Source organism: Prevotella sp. P6B1 (assembly GCF_000702825.1).
GTDB lineage: Bacteria > Bacteroidota > Bacteroidia > Bacteroidales > Bacteroidaceae > Prevotella.
Window position 1 is genome coordinate 124,997 of record NZ_JNKF01000014.1, and the last position, 22,547, is coordinate 147,543.

Annotated in this window: 18 protein-coding genes and 3 tRNA genes; 7 read left to right on the forward strand and 14 right to left on the reverse strand. The window is 46.8% G+C overall.

Annotated elements, in window-relative coordinates; genetic code table 11:
* Nucleotides 1-3: 3 nt before the first annotated feature.
* From T495_RS0111390 to ileS, 6 genes are read right to left on the reverse strand one after another with little or no spacing between them, the layout of a single operon-like run.
* The gene (locus tag T495_RS0111390) at nt 4-723 is read right to left on the reverse strand and encodes a 16S rRNA (uracil(1498)-N(3))-methyltransferase (RefSeq protein ID WP_028903502.1); all 720 of its coding nucleotides are present in this window, start codon (nt 721-723) and stop codon (nt 4-6) included.
* Between the two features lie 9 nt (nt 724-732).
* Nucleotides 733-2,043, reverse strand: a complete 1,311-nt coding sequence (locus T495_RS0111395; RefSeq protein ID WP_028903501.1) for an MFS transporter — start codon at nt 2,041-2,043, stop codon at nt 733-735.
* A gap of 23 nt (nt 2,044-2,066) precedes the next feature.
* Entirely contained in the window at nt 2,067-2,978 is a 912-nt protein-coding gene (locus tag T495_RS0111400; protein WP_028903500.1) for a DUF4296 domain-containing protein, read from the reverse strand.
* A complete protein-coding gene (locus T495_RS0111405) occupies nt 2,968-3,615 on the reverse strand; it encodes a lipoprotein signal peptidase (RefSeq protein WP_028903499.1) in 648 nt (215 codons plus the stop codon). The genes T495_RS0111400 and T495_RS0111405 overlap by 11 nt, the downstream gene beginning before the upstream one ends.
* On the reverse strand, nt 3,612-3,992 hold the full coding sequence (locus tag T495_RS0111410) for a molecular chaperone DnaK (RefSeq protein WP_028903498.1): 381 nt from the start codon (nt 3,990-3,992) through the stop codon (nt 3,612-3,614). Before T495_RS0111410 ends, T495_RS0111405 begins: the two co-directional genes overlap by 4 nt.
* Before the next feature lie 29 nt (nt 3,993-4,021).
* On the reverse strand, nt 4,022-7,582 hold the full coding sequence (gene ileS / locus T495_RS0111415) for an isoleucine--tRNA ligase (protein ID WP_028903497.1): 3,561 nt from the start codon (nt 7,580-7,582) through the stop codon (nt 4,022-4,024).
* A 206-nt stretch (nt 7,583-7,788) separates the two neighbouring features.
* Here ileS and T495_RS0111420 point away from each other — a divergent pair, with 206 nt between their 5' ends.
* A complete protein-coding gene (locus tag T495_RS0111420) occupies nt 7,789-9,237 on the forward strand; it encodes an anaerobic C4-dicarboxylate transporter (RefSeq protein ID WP_033148764.1) in 1,449 nt (482 codons plus the stop codon).
* Between the two features lie 58 nt (nt 9,238-9,295).
* Here T495_RS0111420 and T495_RS0111425 read toward each other — a convergent pair whose 3' ends face one another.
* Nucleotides 9,296-11,041 (reverse strand): phospho-sugar mutase, encoded by a 1,746-nt coding sequence (locus T495_RS0111425; RefSeq protein WP_033148765.1) that lies wholly within the window; start codon nt 11,039-11,041, stop codon nt 9,296-9,298.
* A gap of 142 nt (nt 11,042-11,183) precedes the next feature.
* Nucleotides 11,184-12,371, reverse strand: coding sequence for a M48 family metallopeptidase (locus T495_RS0111430; protein WP_155993618.1), 1,188 nt, complete (start codon nt 12,369-12,371; stop codon nt 11,184-11,186).
* Between the two features lie 127 nt (nt 12,372-12,498).
* Here T495_RS0111430 and T495_RS0111435 point away from each other — a divergent pair, with 127 nt between their 5' ends.
* Nucleotides 12,499-12,993 carry a hypothetical protein gene (locus tag T495_RS0111435; RefSeq protein WP_033148766.1) on the forward strand — a complete coding sequence of 165 codons (495 nt, stop codon included), beginning with the start codon at nt 12,499-12,501 and terminating at the stop codon, nt 12,991-12,993.
* A gap of 75 nt (nt 12,994-13,068) precedes the next feature.
* Here the strand turns inward: T495_RS0111435 and T495_RS0111440 are convergent, their stop codons facing one another.
* On the reverse strand, nt 13,069-13,698 hold the full coding sequence (locus tag T495_RS0111440) for an OmpH family outer membrane protein (RefSeq protein WP_028903492.1): 630 nt from the start codon (nt 13,696-13,698) through the stop codon (nt 13,069-13,071).
* A gap of 32 nt (nt 13,699-13,730) precedes the next feature.
* Nucleotides 13,731-13,892: a hypothetical protein gene (locus T495_RS0111445; protein ID WP_369699752.1), complete on the reverse strand. Its 162-nt coding sequence runs from the start codon at nt 13,890-13,892 to the stop codon at nt 13,731-13,733.
* Between the two features lie 112 nt (nt 13,893-14,004).
* Here T495_RS0111445 and T495_RS0111450 point away from each other — a divergent pair, with 112 nt between their 5' ends.
* The 5 genes from T495_RS0111450 to T495_RS0111470 all read left to right on the forward strand — a co-directional run bounded on the left by T495_RS0111450 (nt 14,005) and on the right by T495_RS0111470 (nt 16,271).
* Entirely contained in the window at nt 14,005-15,465 is a 1,461-nt protein-coding gene (locus T495_RS0111450; RefSeq protein WP_033148767.1) for an aminoacyl-histidine dipeptidase, read from the forward strand.
* Nucleotides 15,462-15,830: a hypothetical protein gene (locus T495_RS0111455; protein WP_033148768.1), complete on the forward strand. Its 369-nt coding sequence runs from the start codon at nt 15,462-15,464 to the stop codon at nt 15,828-15,830. The genes T495_RS0111450 and T495_RS0111455 overlap by 4 nt, the downstream gene beginning before the upstream one ends.
* Nucleotides 15,831-15,940: 110 nt before the next feature.
* Nucleotides 15,941-16,030: transfer RNA gene (locus T495_RS0111460), tRNA-Ser, on the forward strand.
* A 33-nt stretch (nt 16,031-16,063) separates the two neighbouring features.
* Nucleotides 16,064-16,135 (forward strand) — tRNA-Glu (locus T495_RS0111465).
* A 64-nt stretch (nt 16,136-16,199) separates the two neighbouring features.
* Nucleotides 16,200-16,271 (forward strand) — tRNA-Glu (locus T495_RS0111470).
* A gap of 57 nt (nt 16,272-16,328) precedes the next feature.
* On the opposite strand, the gene T495_RS0111475 is transcribed toward T495_RS0111470, so the two are convergent.
* Genes T495_RS0111475 through T495_RS0111490 form a run of 4 tightly spaced genes read right to left on the reverse strand, consistent with a single transcriptional unit; the run spans nt 16,329 to nt 22,547 of the window.
* Nucleotides 16,329-17,546, reverse strand: coding sequence for an S-adenosylmethionine:tRNA ribosyltransferase-isomerase (locus tag T495_RS0111475; RefSeq protein ID WP_028903488.1), 1,218 nt, complete (start codon nt 17,544-17,546; stop codon nt 16,329-16,331).
* Entirely contained in the window at nt 17,543-18,232 is a 690-nt protein-coding gene (locus tag T495_RS0111480) for a phosphatase PAP2 family protein (protein WP_033148769.1), read from the reverse strand. Before T495_RS0111480 ends, T495_RS0111475 begins: the two co-directional genes overlap by 4 nt.
* On the reverse strand, nt 18,229-20,817 hold the full coding sequence (locus T495_RS0111485) for a BatD family protein (RefSeq protein WP_033148770.1): 2,589 nt from the start codon (nt 20,815-20,817) through the stop codon (nt 18,229-18,231). The genes T495_RS0111480 and T495_RS0111485 overlap by 4 nt, the downstream gene beginning before the upstream one ends.
* Nucleotides 20,818-20,843: 26 nt before the next feature.
* On the reverse strand, nt 20,844-22,547 hold the full coding sequence (locus tag T495_RS0111490; protein WP_033148771.1) for a VWA domain-containing protein: 1,704 nt from the start codon (nt 22,545-22,547) through the stop codon (nt 20,844-20,846).

Sequence of the window (22,547 nt, forward strand, 5' to 3'; positions counted from 1 at the left end):
TCATTATTGTTGTGCCAGCTGCATCATCATCACTGCCGACAGGCCTGCCGTCTCTGTACGCAAGCGACTCTTGCCAAGACTTACCGACACCCAGCCTGCCTTAACAGCTGCCTTCACCTCGTCGATTGAGAAGTCGCCTTCAGGCCCAACCAGAACCGTCACATCGTCAGAGTCGGAAGGTTTGCGTAACTCATCAAAAAGCTCGGTACGAGGCACTTCCTCATAGCAGTGAGCGATATATTTACGGCCCTCAAGCGGCTGTTTCAGGAAAGCATCAAAATGAACCATCTCATTGACCTGAGGTTTCCATGCCTTATGACTCTGCTTGACAGCTGCGGTGACAATCTTGTCAAGACGGACCAGCTTTACCAGTCGACGCTCAGAGAACTTGCAGTTCAGGAACGATACCTCGTCGATACCAACCTCGGTGGCCTTCTCCATCATCCACTCCATGCGGTCCATCATCTTGGTGGGCGCAATACCTAAGTGCAGGTGGCCTTTCCACTGGCGCTCCTGAGGCAGCTTCTCCAGGATTTCATAATAGCAGTGATGCGTAGCCGCCACTGTTACTTGAGCACGAAAGTAATTACCCTCACCATCCATCAGGAACAGCTCGTCGCCACTCTTCAGGCGCAATACACGCATGGCGTGCATGGCCTCATCAGTAGGTAACTCTGTCTGATTCTCAGCATCAGGCACAAAAAAATATCTTGCTTCCTTCATATCTGTTCTTTATTTCTTTTCCGGATGGAACACAAGGGCGAACGAAATGCCTACTACCAGTGCAAATGCAGCAAAGATAAACCAGCAAGTGGCCCAATTACCCTGCAGGAATCCATTCTCCCAATAACAATAATGGTTTACTATCTCGCCAGCAGCCAGTGTACCTATTGTTGCGCCAACACCATTGGTCATCATCATAAACAATCCCTGAGCCGAAGCCTTGATGCTGGGATCACATTCCTGATCAACGAAGATACCACCCGACACATTGAAGAAGTCGAAGGCCACACCGTAAACGATGCAAGAGAGAATGAACATGATAACGCCTGGCATAGCGGGGTTACCAACACCGAAGAATCCGAAACGGAATACCCAGGCGAACATCGACATGAGCATGACCACCTTAATACCATATCGTTTCAGGAAGAATGGTATCATGAGGATACACAGCGCTTCACTGATTTGTGAGATACTGGTAAGCAGTGTTGCGTTATTGGCTGCAAACGAGCTGGCAATAGCTGCATCGGCACTACCCTTGAAGCTGGTAATGAACGGACCGGCATAGCCATTGGTTACCTGCAGGCACATACCCAACAGGGCCGAGAAGATAAAGAACAGCGCCATATTGCGATTCTTGAACAGCTTGAAGGCATTGAGACCCAGGCTCTCGATGAGCGAAACCTTCTCCTTGACCACCACCTTACACTCGGGCAATGTGAAGCAATAGAAGCAGAGCACAATGCTGAGGATGCCTGATACAAAGAACTGCATGTAGGTATACTGGAACTTATAGGCGCTGTCGGCCAGCGTCATGCTGAAGCTGCCATCCTGCCATACGGCACAGTTAACAAACCACATGGTTACGATGAAGCCCACGGTGCCCAGCACACGGATGGGGGGAAAATCCTTCACGGTATCAAGTCCGTTGTTCTTCAGAATAGTGAAGGCAGCGGTATTCGACAAAGCGATGGTTGGCATGAAGAATGCCACACTCAGGGTGTAAAGCGTGATGAACAGTGCCTTATCGGGCAACTCATTGCCAAAGCCAGCCTGGAGGCCTAACCACCAGCAGCCCAGCATAAAGCCACCTGCTGCCAAGTGGCACAAGCCCAACAAGCGCTGTGGCTGAATATACTTATCGGCTACAATTCCCATCAAAGTGGGCATAAAGATACTGACGATACCCTGAATAGCATAGAACCAGGAAATCTTGTCGCCCAGTCCGGCCACTCCGAGGTAATTACCCATACATGTAAGATAAGCTCCCCAAACTGCGAACTCCAGGAAGTTCATCAATGATAAACGGAATTTCAGATTCATAATTGTTATACTCGATTATTGGTTCAATTATTCTTTTTCATCTGGCGCATTCTATTCACCTCGCCAATGGTGAGTGGATGGTCGTCCAAAGGCTTAACAGTATCAGGCGTCAGCACCTTGACACTATCACCCAGGGGTTTCGGAGCCATCGGCTGTTCAACCACCTTATTGTGGAAACGTATCAGCTGGATATTATTCACAAACAATATACAGAGATTATAGGTCAGCTCTGTTGCGGGGCGCATACCACACATCACAAATCCCTTGATCTCCTTCACACGCTCCTTGCAATAAGGTATGCGCAAAGAAGACGTGCCAGAAGATGATATGACGGTGTTTTGCTTGGTGGTACTATCGTTCTCATAGGTGATTGCCATATAGACTGTGGCCTGACGGTTTCCATTCTGCATCAGCCATGTGGTGTTGATATTCATGACAAAACTGTCGCCAGCATGAAAGGTTGTATCGGCTAACTGACGAAACGAATACAGATGATATGGACGGTCGTTGAGCAGCATCAGCATGCGCTCACCCTCCCACACATCTGTAGTATCGCCATTTAGCGAATTTGATGCAAAATTCTGCATCTCATTGATAGCGCCACCATACTTCTCGGCTTCGTCGTTCAGGCGGTTCTGCACATTCTTATAAATTTCCTGGAACCGGTCTGCACGCGTATAGTAATACACCAACGAAGAATCGAAAGCCGCCTGCGTAAATCCATGTTCATTCAGAACCGTTTCGAACGCAAGCCTGCGGTTATATTCCTCGTCACCACTCTGCTGAGCAGCTATACCTTGGGCTATGTGATAATCGTATAGCAGATCCTCCATGTCGTCAGGTTGAATATACTGTGACGGAACCTGAGGTTTACAGCTTACCAACATGGCTACAGCTGCCACCAGCTGGATGATATGTATAGCCTTACTCTTCAACTTGTTTCTCCTTACTCTTCAATGAAATCTTACTGATTTCTTCACGATAGAACAATAGCAGCAGGACAACACTGACACTGATACTGGCATCGGCGAAATTGAATACCGGGCTAAAGAACACAAAGTGCTCACCACCCACAAACGGCATCCACATAGGCCACTCTGTCTCAATCAACGGGAAGTAGAACATATCTACTACCTTACCCATCAAGAAAGGCGCATAACCAGTTCCGAAGTCAACGAAATACGACAGATAATAGGGCGACGACTCATTGAACATCAAGCCGTAGAACATGCAATCTATCAGATTGCCTGCTGCACCTGCCAGCACCATCGAAAGACATACAAGATAGCCCCAACGCGCATTCTTCTGTATCTGCTGCCAGATGTAATAACCCAGCACACAGATAGCAGCCACACGGAACAGTGACAACACAATCTTGCTGCCTAACTGCATACCAAAAGCCATACCCATATTCTCGATAAAAGTAATATAGAACCAATCTGTAATATGGATACTCTCATGGAGCGACATCGAAGTCTTTACCCAGATCTTGATAGCCTGGTCAATAAGGAGAATGGCGACTATAATAAATGTCGCCAGTCTGCCTTTGGTGATAAGTTTTCCTAAACTCACTTTTTCTGATTCAACTTTGACTCTACACTGAGGGTAGCATGTGGAACCGCACGAAGGCGCTCCTTGGGAATCAGCTTACCCGTGATACGGTCGATACCGTAAGTTTTGTTCTCGATACGAATCAATGCAGCCTTCAGGCCCTGGATGAACTTCTGCTGGCGGGCTGCCATCGAGATGAGTTCCTCTTTCGACTGGGTTGCACTACCCTCCTCCAATGCTTTGTATGTAGGTGATGTGTCATCTACATCATTGCTGTCCTCATTGGTCAGCACACGCATCATCTGGTCGTAATCACGTTTGGCCAAAGCCATCTTTTCATTGATAATCTGACGGAACTCTTCGAGCTCTTCATCAGTATAGCGAGTCTTCTCTGCCATAATAATAAATGTTTAGTTATTGATTATTTCTAATTCTTTGTAACTGTAATGTTCAACTTGAAGTCATCGAACTCAACCTCCTGGCCGTCATTAGGTTGTAGAGTAATATTATCGGCCAGAACCTGAGTCTTGATGTAGTCAGCGAAGCTATCAACAGCCTTCTTCACCTCATCGTTTGGAGCAATCACCACGCTAATACGATCTGTAATCTCGAAGCCACTCTCCTTACGAATATTCTGAATACGGTTGATGAGTTCGCGGGCCATACCCTCGTTCTTCAGCTCATCAGTCAGCTCAACCTCAAGAGCCACTGTCAGGTTACCCTCGTTAGCTACCAGCCAGCCTGGGATGTCTTCGCTGATAATCTCAACATCAACAGCCTCGACGGTGATATCCTGACCCTCGACATTGATACCGATGGTACCCTGCTTCTCGAGCTCGGCAATCTGCTCCTGTGTCAGGGCATCCATAGCGGCAGCTACACTCTTCATGAGCTTACCGAACTTCTTACCCATGGTACGGAAGTTACACTTCACCTTCTTAACCAGCACGCCAGCACCCTCAACGAAACGGAGTTCCTTCACGTTAACCTCGTTCATGATCAGGTCCTTAACGGCCTCGATGTGCTTCTTCTGAGTCTCGTCCACAGCAGGAATCATGATGGCCTGCAGTGGCTGGCGAACCTTGATATTCACCTTACGGCGAAGGGCCAGAACCATTGAGGTAATCTTCTGAGCCATCTGCATGCGAGCCTCGAGATCCTTATCAATCTGTGCCTCGTCGGCTACAGGGAACTTATCCAGGTGTACTGAGTCGAGCTCACCACCCAGGTCCTTATACAGCTGATCAGCATAGAATGGTGCGAATGGAGCCAACAGCTTGGCAACGGTCATCAAGCAGGTGTAGAGCGTCTGATAAGCCGAGAGCTTGTCCTCGCTCATCTCCTTACCCCAGAAACGTTTGCGGTTCAAACGAACAAACCAGTTAGAAAGGTCGTCGTTTACGAACGCGTCAATCAGTCGTCCGGCACGTGTTGGATCGTAGCCATCCAGCTCTTTCTCAACACCCTTGATGAGGGTATTCAGACAAGAGAGAATCCAGCGATCGATCTCAGGACGCTTCTCGAATGCCACCTGTGCTGCTGTTGGGTCGAAACCATCCACATTAGCATAGAGTGCGAAGAAGCTATAGGTGTTATAAAGTGTTCCGAAGAACTTACGACGTACCTCATCTACGCCCTCTGGGTCGAACTTCAGGTTGTCCCAAGGCTCAGAGTTGGTCATCATATACAGACGTACAGCATCGCTACCGTACTTGCCTATCATATCGAATGGGTTTACTACGTTACCAACGTGCTTCGACATCTTGTTACCCTTGGCATCGAGCACCAGACCTGAAGAAATAACATTCTTGAAGGCTACTGAGTCGAAAATCATGGTAGCAATAGCGTGCAGGGTGAAGAACCAACCACGGGTCTGGTCGACACCCTCGTTGATAAAGTCGCAAGGGAATGCGATACCCTTATCAATCAGATCCTTATTCTCGAATGGATAGTGGATCTGTGCGTATGGCATAGAACCAGAATCGAACCAAACGTCGATCAGGTCGGTCTCGCGCTTCATAGGCTTACCGCTCTCTGATACCAGTACGATGTTGTCAACGTATGGACGATGTAGGTCGATCTTATCGTAGTTCTCCTTGCTCATATCGCCAGGAACAAAACCATTGTCCTTCAATGGGTTGCTCTGCATGAAGCCTGCCTTAACAGCCTTCTCAATCTCGTTGTAGAGTTCCTCTACCGAACCGATGCAGATTTCCTTGCCATCCTCGTCGCGCCAGATAGGCAGTGGTGTACCCCAGAAACGTGAACGAGAGAGGTTCCAGTCGTTCAGGTTCTCCAGCCAGTTACCAAAGCGGCCTGTACCAGTGCTCTCGGGCTGCCAGTTGATGGTCTTGTTCAATTCGAACATACGCTCCTTCTTGGCAGTTGAACGAATGAACCAAGAATCCAATGGATAATAGAGTACGGGCTTATCGGTACGCCAGCAGTGAGGATAGTTGTGCACGTGCTTCTCAATCTTGAGTGCGGTGCCCTCCTGCTTCATCTCCATACAGATAACGATGTTCAGGTCCTCAGCCTTCGCTGCAGCCTGCTCGTCGTACTTGCCATCCTTGTTGAACTCAGGTGCATAGGCGTTCTTCACGTAGTCACCAGCGTGGTGACCGTATGCCTTTACATCTACACACTTCTCAACAAAGTTATTATCCAGTTCGTCCATCACATAGTACTTACCCTGGAGGTCGACCATTGGACGTGTCTCACCTTTCTTATTAATAAGGAACAGACTTGGGATATGGGCATCCTTAGCCACCTTGGCGTCATCAGCACCGAAGGTAGGCGCAATATGTACGATACCGGCACCATCCTCTGTGGTTACGTAATCGCCAGGAATCACACGGAAAGCCTCGCTCTCCATCTCTACAAACTGATCCTTGCCATTCTCACCAGCGAATACTTTCTCAGGATGTGCAGCTGCATACTCCTTCACGTAGTCGGCAGCGTTCTGATCGAGCTTAGCCGAGGGCTTAACCCAAGGCATCAGCTGCTGGTACTTCATGCCAACCAGTTCCTCACCAGTATAACGACCAACAATGCGATAAGGCACAAACTTCTCGCCCTTGTTGTATTCAGGCATCTCATCGCCATCGGTGATATTACCCTCAGGTGAGAGATAAGCATTCAAGCGGCTCTCGGCCAGTACGATGGTCATCTTCTCGCCATTATAGGCATTGTATGTCTGTACAGCTACGTAATCAATCTTCGGTCCTACGCAAAGTGCAGTGTTCGAAGGCAATGTCCAAGGAGTGGTTGTCCAGGCTACGAAGTAAGCCTCACCCCACTTGGTCCACTCTTCCTTAGGATTGAGAGCCTTGAACAGGGCAGTAACAGTGGTATCCTTCACATCGCGATAGCAACCTGGCTGGTTCAGCTCGTGTGAGCTCAGACCAGTACCTGCACCTGGCGAATATGGCTGGATGGTGTAACCCTTGTAAAGCAAGCCCTTCTTATAGAACTGCTGCAACAGCCACCACAGTGTCTCGATGTATTTGTTGTCGTAGGTAATGTAAGGATTATCCAAATCAACGAAATAACCCATCTTCTCTGTGAGGTCGCGCCACTCCTGTGTGAACATCATCACATTCTCGCGGCACTTCTTATTGTAATCCTCGGTTGAGATGTACTTTTCTGATGCTTTATTATCGATATCCGCCTTGGTAATACCCAACTCCTTCTCGACGCCCAACTCTACAGGCAGTCCGTGAGTATCCCAACCAGCCTTACGCTTCACCTGATAACCCTTCATGGTCTTATAACGGTTGAAGGTATCCTTAATGGTACGCGCCAACACATGGTGAATACCAGGGTGTCCATTTGCAGAGGGAGGTCCCTCAAAGAATACAAACTGAGGACATCCCTCACGCTCATCTACCGAGCGCCAGAATACATTCTTCTCACGCCACATCTCCAGGATATCATTGTTAACCTGGGTCAGATTCAAGCCGTTATGTTCTGCAAACTTCTTTGCCATATTCTAACTTTTTTAGCTTCTATTTTTTAACCTTTATTATTTAGCGTGCAAAGGTAGTGATTTTATCTGACCTGACCAAAGAAATAAATAATTTTAAGATTTACATATCAAAAAATGCAGAAAAATTTCTCTTTTCTATTTTTTTTCAGTATATTTGCCCTCAGAATTCCAATAATAGCAACTTAAAACAGTTTATTTATTAACGTATGATTACCTTTTCAATGATTTTGCAGCTCTGTATCGTACTCGGTGCACTGTGGGTAGGCTCTCGTTATGGCAGTTTGGCATTGGGAGCAATTTCAGGAATCGGTTTGGCCATTCTCGTGTTCGGGTTCGGATTGAAACCCGGCTCACCTCCAACCGACGTTATTTACATCATCATCGCAGCTGTAACATGTGCTGGCATCATGCAGGCTTCAGGCGGTATGGACTGGCTGATACAGATAGCAGAGAAGATGCTGCGCAAGCATCCCGACCACATCACGTTCTTCGCGCCATTGTGTACATTCTTCCTCACCGTATTGGTAGGAACAGGTCACGTGGTTTACACACTGATGCCTATTATCTGCGACATCGCGCTGAAGAAAGGTATCCGCCCGGAACGCCCCTGTGGTGTTGCTTCGATCGCCTCACAGGTAGGTATCACCTGTTCGCCTATCGCAGCAGCTGTCGTGGCATTCGTCACCATCTCTAATGCCAACCACTTCGACATTACGATTCCACGCGTGCTGATGGTCAGCATTCCTGCTTGTGTCTGCGGACTGATTGCTGCTGCAGCTGCTTCCTATCATCGTGGTCTCGACCTCGATAAAGATCCAGAATTCCAGAAAAAGATTGCTGATCCTATTCAGCGAGAGTATATCTATGGCTCTAATGCCACAACACTCGACAAGGAGATCCCACAGTCGGCCAAGAATGCTGTATTCATCTTCCTGGGTGCGCTGGCTATCATCGTCATGTTTGCTGCCCTCCCCGACCTATTACCATCATATCCTACGGTAAAGGCTGTTAAGGGTGCTGGCGATCTGACACTTGTAAGTGGCGTTACCATCTCTGCCTCAACGCTGGCTAAGGCAGGTGTTGTAGCCGAGGGATTCACAGAGAAAGGCATGGTTGACCTGAAGATGAACCTGGTGATCCAGATTGTCATGATTTCTGCTGCCGCCCTGATGATCATATTCTGTAAAGCCCAACCCAAAAAGGCTGTAGCTGGTCCTGTATGGCAATCGGGTATGGTAGCCGTTGTGGCCATCTACGGCATCGCCTGGCTGGCTGATACCTACTTCTCAAATTACATGAGCGAGATGCAGGCTATGCTGGCTGATATCGTAAAAGAATATCCATGGAGTATTGCTTTTGTATACTTCCTGGTGTCTGTGCTCATCAACTCGCAGGGAGCTGTAGTGGTAGCCATGTTACCATTGGCATATAAGCTGGGAATCCCCGGACCTGTCCTGTTAGGTGTACTGCCCGCTGTTTACGGTTACTTCTTTATCCCTAACTACCCATCGGATATCGCCACCGTCAACTTCGACCGCTCGGGTACTACGGTAATCGGTAAATACCTGTTGAACCACTCGTTCATGATGCCTGGTTTGATCAGCGTATTCACCTCTACGATAGTAGCTTATCTGCTTTCAATGATATTCTACTAAAAGGCATAAAAATAGCCCTCGCCAATGTGACGAGGGCTTCTTTTTTTATGTATAAGCTTTAAAGATTCAAGCTCTTCTTCAGGGCCTCGATCTTCTCTTCAGCAGCCTTGCAGCAGCGCTCGTAATCGGCAGCATCCTTAAAGCTGGCATCCTTCACCTCGGTGTAGAACTTAATCTTTGGCTCGGTACCTGAAGGACGAACCGATACCTTTGTACCATCCTCGCAGAACCACTGCAGAACGTTGCTGGTGTCAGGCATATTCAACTTCTCAACACTACCGTCGGCCTTCTTAGCCTCGAGTGTCTTGTAGTCCTTCCACAGGCAAACCTTGCTACCACCCAGCTCCTTTGGAGGATTAGCGCGGAAGTCGGTCATCATCTGCTTAATCTCATCGGCACCGGTCTTACCAGGTCGAACCACATTGATGGTTACCTCCTTAGAGAATCCGTACTCCTTGTAGATGTTCATCAGCAGGTCGTACAGAGTCATACCGTTGTCGCGAGCCCAAGCTGCAATCTCACAAATCAAGCAGATAGATGCTGGAGAATCCTTATCGCGAACCTTATCGAATGGCAGGAATCCGAAGCTCTCCTCACCACCACCGATATACTTCTTCACGCCCTCAGAGATGCGGATCTCGTTGGCAATCCACTTAAAGCCTGTATAGCAGTCGCGATACTCTACACCGTTCTTCTTAGCAATCTCAGCAATCACCTCGGTAGTAACGATGGTCTTTACCAGGAACTCGTTACCCTTCAGCTGACCAAGCTTCTTCTTGTTGGCAATGATGTACCATGAGAACATCATACAGGTCTGGTTACCATTCAGGATCTCCCACTCGCCCTTAGCATTGCGGCAAACAATAGCCAAGCGGTCGGCATCCGGGTCAGAAGCGATGACCAGGTCGGCATTCAGGCGTGTACCCAACTTCATACCAAGAGTCATAGCCTCAGCATTCTCTGGGTTAGGACTAACTACTGTTGGGAAGTTACCATCGATAACCATCTGCTCGGGAACCACATGGATATTCTGGAAGCCCCATGAACGCAGAGCCTCAGGAATAATGACACGACCAGTACCGTGCATAGGGCTGTATACGATGTTCAGATCCTTCTGGCGCAGGATAACATCCTGATCTACCATAGCCTCCTTAACAGCCTGCAGGTAATCCCAGTCCATCTCACCACCAATGATGTCGATAAGTTCCTTGTTGCCTTCGAACTTAACATCCTCGATCTTAACCTTGTTCACCTCGTCGATGATACCCTTATCGTGTGGAGCCAGCACCTGAGCACCATCGTCCCAGTAAGCCTTGTATCCATTATATTCGCGAGGATTGTGTGAGGCTGTTACGTTAACACCTGCCTGACAGCCAAGCTGACGGATTGCAAATGAAATCTCCGGTGTTGGACGCAGACTCTCAAACAGATAAACCTTAATGCCATTAGCTGAGAAGATATCAGCTACAGTCTCAGCAAACATACGACCATTGTTACGGCAATCATGACCAACAACAACCGAACTCTGCTTGCCAGGGAATGCCTTCAGGATATAGTTGGCAAAACCCTGTGTAGCCATACCTACAATGTACTTATTCATACGGTTGGTACCAGCACCCATGATACCACGAAGTCCACCTGTACCAAACTCCAGATTCTGATAGAAAGCATCAATCAGCGCAGTCTTGTCAGCATTGTCAAGCATTGCCTGTACTTCCTTACGTGTCTCCTCATCAAAGGCTGGAGAAAGCCATTCCTTAGCCCGTGCCTCGCACTGAGCAATCAATTGAGCATTGTCTGTCATAGTCTTACTTGATTTATCTCTTTAGATTGTTACTTAATTCCATTTTACAAAGATACGCAAAAATACAAAAGGATAGGCGAAAAGCAGAATCTATTTATAGAATCTTAACTTTTCGCCTAACCACATATCACGTTCTATGATGTTACCTACTCTTCAACAGTTTGTCTATCTCATCAAACTGCTTACCCATATTCAGGTTGAAATAGATCCTATAAAGTGCTGGTGCCCATTTACCCACCTCGTCAGGAGCCATCTCACGGTATTTCTCCATATAAGGACGGGCCTTATCATACATTTTCTTTATCTGGTTCTTGTACTTACGTGAGTCCATGCGCTGAGCGATATTCAAGCAAGCGATACCGCCATTATAGTAAATATCTGGCATATCAGGCTGCTGCTGTATCAATTGGTCACTGTACTTCAAACAGTCGCCATACTTTCTCAGATTCAGCATCACTGTACTCTTGGCAAAAAGGAACAGCTGATTCAGTGTATCAGTCTTTAACGCCTCGTTCACCACACTATCAGCCATCTGATAGTCGCCACGGCTATTGTAGATATCCATCAGTCGAGGGAAAAAGTAGTTTGAATTGGGATACTTTGAGAATCCCTGCCACAAAGTGGCGATATGCATAGAATCCTCCTCCAATTTATCCCAGGCCTCGGCCATATACTGTAAGGTATACTCAAGTTTGGCCTCATCACGTTGTGCTGTTGATGCATGACGCAATACCAACACAGGATCATCCAGTCGATAGCCACAATATGTAGCCCAGTAGGCCACCTCCCCCATCTTTGGATCCTTGTACATCAGGTCATAGCCCTCGAACAAAGGCTGACGATCACAATCCAGATAGGTTTCGAAAAGACTATACGCCTTTTTGAAATCACCCTTCTTCAGATGATGGGCTCCACCATAATAGATGTTCGGGCGATATGTCAGCATCTTGGCTGCATTCGCCTTGCGATATTCAGGACGGCTCTTGCCATTCTTATCAGGGAGAGCATCCACAGAGTCAAGTTTCTCAGCGACTATAAACATACGCTGAGCCAGATCGAAGAATTTTGTTGTATCAACCTGCTGCTTGATATACATCTTTTCATTGATGGCCAGATACTGTTTTTCTACAGCCTGCAACCATATATCATAGATACGGGTATTCCGACGATTGGCAGAATCCTTCAGCAAATCGGTCATCAGTGTCTCCGCTTGCTCAATATTTTTACCACTCTTCAATATCGTTCGTGCATCACCAATCTGTTTACGCTGAGCACACATCGTAGTACTCAACATCAGTGCACAAAGGGGCAATATAATTTTTATCTTCATCCAGTTTATACCTAATTATCTGTCTAAGCGGTTGCAAAGGTATAAAAAAAATCCATAAAATATTTGGAAACTACAGATTTTTTAGTTATTTTTGCAACCATAGAATCTACATAGCGCCTTTTGGACAATGAAAAAGAAGTATTTATTATGGGGTTACGCAGTGATTGCGATCTGTAGTATTGTCATCCTGATAACTATTACCATCACATCTGTTGCTGGCATTAAGGCCACACGTAACCGTATGTCGAATCCCGAGAATCGCAGAGCCATTTATGACACTGCAGCTAAAGTTACACGCGACACTGGTCTCAAATTTCCCGACTTTCGCATTCAAGAGCAGAAGGCGGGTGAGTTTATTGCGGATGGTGCCTTGTGGCAAGATACACTGGTTGTTTACTTCTACAAAGGTATCAGCAAAGATGTGTTCCACTCATTTGAAGAGCGTGCCAAGACAATTTCCGAAACAAACGACACCACCAAAAGTGTACGTATCGACAGTCTGAACTATTACTACCAGGACCGCTATGTAAGCGGATTCCGCTCGTCAGTCATGGTACATATCAACCGCAACTCACAATACGGCGAGATTATCTATGGCAACTGGTCAGACAAAACAAAATAGATTCGTCAGATACAAAAACAAACGAACCCCTACTGCCATAGTAAGGGTTCGTTCTTATTATATATGATATTCTAATTATTTCTTATCGTCGGCCTTCTTTGTATCAGCAGCCTTGGTATCAGCAGCAGGTTTAGCAGATGGCTTGTAACGCTTGTTCAGACCATTGATAACATCCTGAGTGATATCATACTTCTTATTCCCCATCAGGATATTGTCACCAGCCTTAGAAAGAATCAGATCAAACTTCTTGTCCTGGTTGTATGCTTTCAGGAAATTCTGAAGAGAATCACGCAAAGCCTCGTTAAACTTAGCTGTCTCCTGAGCCAACTCTCCCTCAAGACGAGCCTGGAGCTCCTGAAGATCGCGCTGCTGACGCTCAATGGCAGCCTGCTGGCTGGCAGCCTGCTCACGGCTCTGGAAGCCATTGTTATTCAACTTCTGCTGGAAGTTATTTACTGCAGCCTGTAAAGCATTACCCTTCTGATTCAGTGTATTGCGCGCATTGTTACTCTTCTTCTGCAGGGTAACACTGTAGTCCTTGGCAAAATCATACTGAGTCATCAGCGAGTCAACCTCTACATAAGCGATTTTAATACCCTCACCACTTGCAGCAGCAGCGGGTGTTTCATCCATCTTTGGACTCTGGTTGTTGCACGATGCCATCATAGCTGCGATGGCCAGTGCTGAGAAAATGTACTTTTTCATTTCAAATTTTATTGTTTTTGATTAATTCATATCTATCGCTCGGATACAGCATGCCTGCTTTTCGACCGCATCTCACGATCCTGATCCATTACGCAGTGAATACCACGCTCCTTCATTGCTTCTGAATCGTGGATATGCTGTGATGAGAACTCGCCATTGCGCTTGAAAAGCACCTTAACGAGCAAAAATGCCATGCCTATAGCAATTATTAACGTGGTTATGAGTAGAGTCTCAATCATTTTTTATATCTTTGCGGCTGCAAAGTTAAGCATTTTATATCGAAATCAAACAAAAAAAGCATTAATAATGAATAAAAACGATTTAAAACCTGCAGTTGTGTTCGCAGAATTTGCGAAGATTAACGAAATTCCACGCCCTTCTAAGCGCGAGGAGAAGATGATTGAGTATTTGAAACAGTGGGGTGAGAGCCACCAATTGGATACAAAAGTTGACGAGACTGGCAACGTGATTATCCGCAAACCAGCCACCAAGGGCATGGAGAACCGCAAGACTGTTATCCTTCAGAGCCACATGGATATGGTGTGCGATAAACTGGTTGACGTAGAATTCGATTTTGACAAGGATGCCATCAAGACCTATGTAGACGGTGAATGGCTGACTGCCGAAGGAACCACACTGGGTGCCGATGATGGTATAGGTTGCGCCATTGAGTTGGCCATCCTGACAAGCGATGATATCGAGCATGGCCCTATCGAGTGTGTATTTACCCGTGACGAGGAGACAGGTCTTTCTGGTGCCGAGGGTATGAAAGCAGGATTTATGACAGGCGACTACCTCATCAACCTTGACTCAGAGGATGAGGGCGAGATTTTCGTATCCTGCGCGGGTGGTCGTAACACCACTGCCAAGTTCACCTTCAATCGTCAGCAGCCTGCTGAGGGCAGTTTCTTCATGAAAGCCCAGCTCAAGGGATTGGTTGGCGGACACTCTGGCGACGATATCAACAAGAAGCGCGCCAACGCCATCAAGATTCTGGGTAGATTCCTCTATCAGGAGATGAACCGCTACGAGGGCATCCAACTGGCACAGTTCCATAGTGGAAAGCTGCACAACGCCATTCCACGCGATGGTCAGTTTGTGATTGCCGTACCAAACGAGTTAAAGGAGAATGTAAAAGCCGACTGGAACGTATTTGCAGCTGAAGTTGAAGACGAATTCCACGTTACAGACACACAAATGGTATGGTCGATGGAGAGCACCGATGCTGAGCCTGTGATTGATCCCGCAGTTGCCAAAAACTTTGTATGGGCCTTGCAGGCTGTTGATAATGGTATCTATGCCATCTGTCAGGACGAAGCATTGGGCGGTATGGTCGAGACCTCGTCGAACATTGCCAGCATCCACTCTTCAGAGAAGAACATTGAGATACTGAGCAGTCAGCGCTCTAACGTCATGTCAAACCTCGACAATATGTGCGCCACTATCCGTGCAGCTTTCCAGCTGGCAGGAGCTGAGGCCACTTCGGGCGATGGCTATCCCGCCTGGAAGATGAAAGCGAACTCAGAACTTCAGAAGATTGTACGCGAAAGCTATGTGAAACTGTTTGGCAAGGAGCCCGTAGTTCGTGGAATCCATGCAGGCTTGGAGTGCGGTCTGTTCTCAGAGCGCTACCCACAACTGGATATGGTAAGCTTCGGCCCCACCCTGCGATTTGTACATACTCCTGACGAGCGCCTGCTCATCCCAACCGTACAGATGGTATGGGATCATCTGCTTGATGTTCTTAAAAACATTCCACAGAAATGATCAAGTCTCGCGCGTACATTATTAATATAACTATTTGCTTGGGTGTGCTGTTTCTCGCTTCGTGCGGCAAACAGCACACTGCTGAGCAAACGGTGAAGGATTTTGTTGCCCAGAATATGCAGGAAGGCGTAGAAACTTCTGGTTACGATTTCGCTGATTTGGGCACAACCCGCCACATCAACGACTCACTTGTGGCAGAAATGAGGAAAAAAGGTGCTGACTTGTTTAAAAGCGGTATTCAGTATGACAAAGCGCCCCAAGGCGACATGTTCTATCTGAGAATGAGATACTTATATAAGGGTGATACACTACAGAACACCTTTTACTTAGACTCTACCCTAACTCACGTAGTTGCTTTTAAATAACTTTTTTCGAAAAAACTTCCCCAAAAATTTGGTGGATTCGAAAATTAGTCGTACCTTTGCACCCGCAAACAAGGAGATAACCCCAAGGTTTAGAACTCCAGGGTCCTTTTGGAAGGATGGGTGAGTGGCTGAAACCAGCAGTTTGCTAAACTGCCGTACGGGTTCCCGTACCGGGGGTTCGAATCCCCCTCCTTCCGCCAAGGGGAGTCTCTGCGAGTGCATTTTGAAATGTTGGTCGATTCATCTAATGGTTAGGATACAAGATTCTCAATCTTGGCATAGGGGTTCGATTCCCCTATCGACTACATCAACAACTGCTTACATGAGCAGTTATTTTTTTCAAAAGTAGCTTGATTGTTCTCGCTGCACGGTCGATTCATCTAATGGTTAGGATACAAGATTCTCAATCTTGGCATAGGGGTTCGATTCCCCTATCGACTACAAAAAAAGAGCTTCCGATTTTTCGGAAGCTTTTTTTGTATCATCATTATTGAATCCCTAAGGAATCAATAACGATGAATCGCCATAGCTCAGGAAACGGAAATCATTTTCCAGAGCATAATCATATATCTTATGCCAGTCGCCCTTGACAAAGGCACTAACCAGCAGTAGTAGAGTCGACTGTGGCTGATGGAAATTGGTTACCAGCATTTTCACGATGTGATAATCATAGCCAGGAGCAATGATAATCTGGGTACTGCTATGCAACACCTCAAGTCCGTGGGCGTCCATCCAAGCACCTAATGCAGTCAGCGAATCTACCGTACTGACAGTGGTAACAGTATCGTATGGTTCCCACTGGTTGACATGCAAATCCGACTCAGATGCTTCTGGGTTCTGCATCACCTTAAGTCCCATATAATACAAGCTCTCGAGTGTACGAACACTTGTTGTTCCCACAGCAATAGCGCATCCATCGTGAGCAATCAGCTTGCGGATAGTATCGCGGCGTACGGAGATATACTCCGTATGCATCTCGTGGCCCTCTATCTCCTCACTCTTAACAGGCTTGAAGGTACCTGCGCCAACATGCAGTGTCAGTTCCTCACGTTCTATACCATGAGCATCAACAGCTGCCAGTACCTCTGGCGTGAAATGCAGACCTGCAGTAGGAGCAGCCACGCTCCCCTTAATCTTGCTGTAAACAGTCTGATACGTAGTTTTATCACTCTCCTGAGTTTCACGATTCAAATAGGGAGGTATAGGCAGTTCGCCCATAGCGTCGATAATCTCGGCAAACGACACCCCACCCGTCCATTCGAAATCTACTCGATGCGATGTGCCATGAATGGGACCGCGTGTGGCACACACCTCAATCTGCTGCCCCTTCACATCGATGGTGCGACGCAGCGTTCCTTCCTTCCACTTCTTCAAGTTGCCCACCAGACAATACCAAGCACAGCGTTCTGAGGTCTGGAACATCAGCTCATAGTCTGAAGGCGCTGCTGGCTCTAACAAGAACACCTCGATAAGTGCACCTGTATCCTTACGGAAATGCATACGTGCCTGTATCACTTTGGTATTATTAAACACCATCAGAGCGCCCTTGGGCAGATATTCTGGCAGGTTGTAAAACACGTCCTGACTTACTTCGCCCTTGCGATAAACCAGCAGTTTTGAATGATCACGCTGGCTGAGAGGAAACTTGGCAATACGCTCATCGGGCAGCGGATAGTTATAATCATTAATACGAATATGTCGTGGATCTGAATTCATATAATACAAGCTTTAATCAATACAAATGTTAATGTGAAAACAAAAATGGCAACTGGCCAGTTACAATCCTGACGACGGTAGCACGTGGTTGTGTACTGCGAAGGATTGAGATTGCGAGGCGTGTACATACCACGCGTAAGTCGACGATAGAGGAAATAAACGGCTGTACCTACAGTAAATCCCCAGCTGATACCAACAAGGATATCGCCAGGAAAATGAACACCTAAATACATACGGGTCCAACAATTGGTAAGCGACCAGACAATCAATGTTAAAGACAGTCGACGACTGCGAACCAGCCAACCGAAAAAGGTTGCGATGCTCATGGTGTTAGAGGCATGCGCTGAAAAGAAACCATATCTCCCGCCACGATAGCCATCAACAATATCGACCAATGTACCGATCTCCGGATCGTGAGTAGGGCGCCAACGAGCCACCAGAGGCTTAACGATCTCGTCATCAACCGTACCAGCCAGCAACACGCACAACCCTGCGCCACATAACACATACAGTAACCTACGGAAGTTATCGTTGTTCTTCATGACCATATAGAACAATCCCAAATAGAGCGGCACCCAGGTAAGTGCATGGGTGAGCGTACGGACTGCGTGGTCGAGGAACAGCGAATCGCTACCATTGACAGCTAATAAAAGCTGACGGTCGATATCAGAAAGCATCTCTATCATATCATCTCTATCTTCTTACTTTCCAACCATCCTTTCTTACCATCAGCCAAGCGGATTTCGCGCCAGTTCTTCATCGAGCTGTCGGTAATAACCACCTTGGAACCCTCGTGCAGGATAAAGAGATCAGTACCATTCTGGGCTGGTGTACTCTTAACCGTTACCGATGGCGCCACTACAATGGCACTCTGGCGATACAACAACTGCTGACGCTGCTGCCAGGCAAAGATATTGCTGACCACAAACAACGCCAAAAGAGCAAAACCGCCAAAGAATCCCACCTTCTGCATCCACACACGGACAGAAAAGAGGTAAACCAGGAAGAGACCGATAACCAGTACTAAAGCGACAAGAGCCGTGCGAGCCCATCCATCAACACTCATCAGATTAACCAATGAACGATACCATGTAACGAAAAACATCTCACTTTCAGGCACAATCTTATCAATGGTCTTTGAACGGGCTATCTGCAAGTTAAAGCGGATATCGCCATCACCAGGTGAGAGCAACAAGGCACGTTCGTAATTCAGAACGGCACGTGTGATATTCTCTGTACGATAATAGGCATTACCCAAATTATAGTATATCTCAGCCGAAGCACCATTCTTAAGAAGGCTTTCATAACCTTTGATAGCTTCCTGATAATTACCATTGACATAAGCAGAATCGGCCTCTGCCTTGGTAGCAGCATTGGCAGCCATTGGTGCCAGGAGCAACATTAAGATAACAGTTGAAACCTTCTTGCCGCCTTTCTTCATGGCCTCTTCAATCTCCTCAATAGCCAAGATGGCCTTATCGTAAACCTTATTCATATTTCCCTTTGGATCACCAGGCGCATAGCGCTCGAATTCACACTCGTCAATAGCACCAATAAACTTATCGATAATAGACTGGTGAACACCACGATCTGCCAGTTTCTGACTGATATTGTCGTGCGAGAGCTGAGCAACAGGAATAGTCAGTTTATCGCCTACATAGCCCCATAGTGCACGGAGCACCTCGTCGTAGAACTCACCAGGTTTGTTATCCGTCATGAGTCGCGAAGCCTTTTTCAGACGCTTCGCTGCAACCTTGTTTGCTTTCTTGCCACGCATCTTTGTAACATTTGCATTATCAATGGCACGCTGGCGGAAAATGATAAACAAAGTCATGAAAACAAGAACCAACGCTACAAGGGTAACCCAATAAGCCGTTGAGCCGAAGAAGAAGTCATCAACAGGATGCTGCTTAACATCACCCGTCTTAATAAAACGGATATCCTTATTTAGCTCCTGCAAATCTTCCTGACCAGAGAAATCGCTAACCAAGGAAGTGCCAGAACCTTTGTCTACATCCAGATGGAAAGCCTCGCTCTTAACTGTCTCATAGCGCTGGGTCGTCGTATCAAAATAGGTAAACTCCACAGGTGGCAAATCATATTTGCCCTGATGGCGCGGCACAATCAGGATATCGTAAATCTTCGATCCCTCAATACCTGCTGTTGTCAGTTTGGTTTGCTCAGTAACCTTAGGCTCATACTTATCAAAATCCTTTGGCAGCGTGATAGAAGGCTGCTTGATCAGTTTCAAGTTACCTGTTCCACTCACAATAACACGCAACGTGATAGGATCATTAGCCTTAGTCTCTGTCTTATCGAGCTGAGCCGAAATATTAAACTTACCCACCCCACCAGAGAATGAAGCAGGACGCTGTGGCAGCGGATCAACCTGAATCTCAATGCCAGGCGCTTCGATTTTCTTTTTCACTTCCACATAACCTGAGCCACCATTGAAGAAAGCTTCAAAGGGATCAACATTACGATTCTGCTGGACAACGATTCCCTCGAAGGTAATGGCAGGAATATGCAGTTTACCTGTGGTCTGTGGGAACATGACATACTGGCTCCAGGTACAAGTGCGATACGGACGTCCGTTAATCGTCTCGACAGAGAAAGACTTCTGCTGAGGCAGATCAACCTCCTGCGTATAGAAACTCTTCAGATCAGGCATATCACCACGAAGCTGAGTGAGCTGAACCAACGTATACACCTTATAGGTGAGCAGAATCGGCTCCTGCTCAAACACGCGCTTCTTGTTGGCACTCACCTTAATAAAGAGGTCGCTACCCGAGATACGGCTACCCATGTCGCGCACCTCTTCGCCAGCATTACCATTCTGATTATGCGAAGAACCTGCGGAACCTGACACCTTGATAGTCAGCGTATTAGAGGAAATTTTCTTTCCATCAACTACCACATGAGCTGCAGGAATGGTGAACGAGCCTCCCTTAGTAGCAGCTACAATATAAGTATAGGTGATAGATGAGGTGGAGCTGGTATGACCATTAATCATCTGATAGCTCGACTGCATAGAACGGTTAGGCCCTATGAGCACTTCAAACTCTGATGGGATATTACCAGCACGGAAGTCTGATACATTTTGAGTATTGACTGTATACGACAATCGGAACTGTTCGCCCACCGCTACATGCGAGGGCGCAGATGCAGTAAGAGTTTGAGCCAGCAAACTTAAAGGCAAAAAGGTTAAAAGGTAAAAGGGTAGAACCCATTTTACCCACCTTTGCACCTTATCAAATGTAATATTAATCATTTTTTCGTTCTTACCTTTTTACTTTTTTACCAATTCTTTAATACATTACGACGCTGCGGCTGTTGCTGCTGTTTCTTCATCTTGTCCTGTGTCATCTTCTCATTCTGGATGGCCGCATTCAAGAGTTGTTCTGCATTGTCTTTACTCATCTGAGGTTTCTGCTGCTGTTGCTGCTTGTCGTCTTTCTTATCTTGTTTCTGATCTTTCTGATCATCTTTTTTCTGATCATCCTTCTTTTGATCATCCTTGTTAGGTTGATTCTGCTGCTGTTTCTGGTCTTGCTTCTGTTTCTGATGTTTGCAGAGAACCAGATTGTATCGGGTCTCATCATCATTAGGATTCAAGCGCAAAGCGCTCTTATAGGCTTCAATAGCCTCGCCATACATCTTGTGAGTCTGACAGATAACACCCATATTATGATAGGCTGCCGACTTACGCAACGGATTCGTCTCCATACGGGCCGCCTGTTCAAACTGCTGAACAGCTGCCGAGTCCTTCTTCTGCGCCAACAGCGCATTGCCCAGATTATAAGCAGCCTGCGGATTCTTAGGATTCTTCTCAACGGCTTTGCGGTATGATACCTCTGCCTTATCATACTGTCCCAAGCGGAATTGTTTATTACCCTCACGGATAAACTGACGATCAGACGTTTGCGCACAAACGGTTGAAGCTACCATCAGCAATAACAGCGTGGCAACAGTCTTCTTCCTTGACCCAAAGAGCGAGAGACGTTTAATCAAAGGATTGCGACGGTCGAAAATACATATTTCGAGAATCAACAGCAATAAGGCAAGGATAGCTACAGCCTGGAACTGCTCATCAAATTCGCTATAAACAGTACTCGTCGTCTCCTTTTTTGCCAATTTGTCGAGTTCGTTGTCCAACTGATCCTGGGCAGCACTATTATTCTCCACATGGATATAAGCACCACCACCAGCCTGAGCCACTTGACGACACATATCTTCATTCAGTGCCGACATCACCGTGTTGCCTGTATTATCCTTCATATAGTCGCCTGTGCCTGGAATGGGGATAGGAGCTCCGTTAGTAGAACCTACGCCCAACACATAGACACGCATACCAGCATCCTTTGCAGCCTTAGCAGCTTCGAGTGCCCCACCCTCGTGATCCTCACCATCTGTAATCACGATAATAGCTTTTCCTATGCCCTCTTCCTGTGTAAAGCTATGAGAAGCCATATCGATGGCACGGGCGATATCAGTACCCTGAGTAGCCATCATAGATGGATCAATGCTTGAAAGGAACATTTTGGCCGACACATAGTCGCTGGTGATAGGCAACTGCACGAAAGCATCGCCTGCGAAGACGATAAGTCCAATCTTATCATTGGTAAAATGGTCGACCAGATTTTCGACCATCATCTTACTACGATCCAAACGACTTGGCACAATATCTTCAGCCAGCATAGAGTTACTGATATCCATTGCAATAATAGTCTCAATACCAGTACGCTGTTCGTGGTTAATCTTAGTACCGAACTGCGGACGGGCAAGCATGACTACCAGCAATGCCAATGCTCCTTGCAGAATCCAGAACTTGACAGACGGACGGAAACGCGAAACATCGGGCATCAGCTCACGCAATAATCTGGGATCGCCGAACTTGCGTAAGCGCTTCTTCTGATTGCGATATGTCAGAAACCGTATCAGCGCCAATACAGGTATCAGCACTAAGAGATAGAAATATATAGGGTCTGCAAATCTAAACAT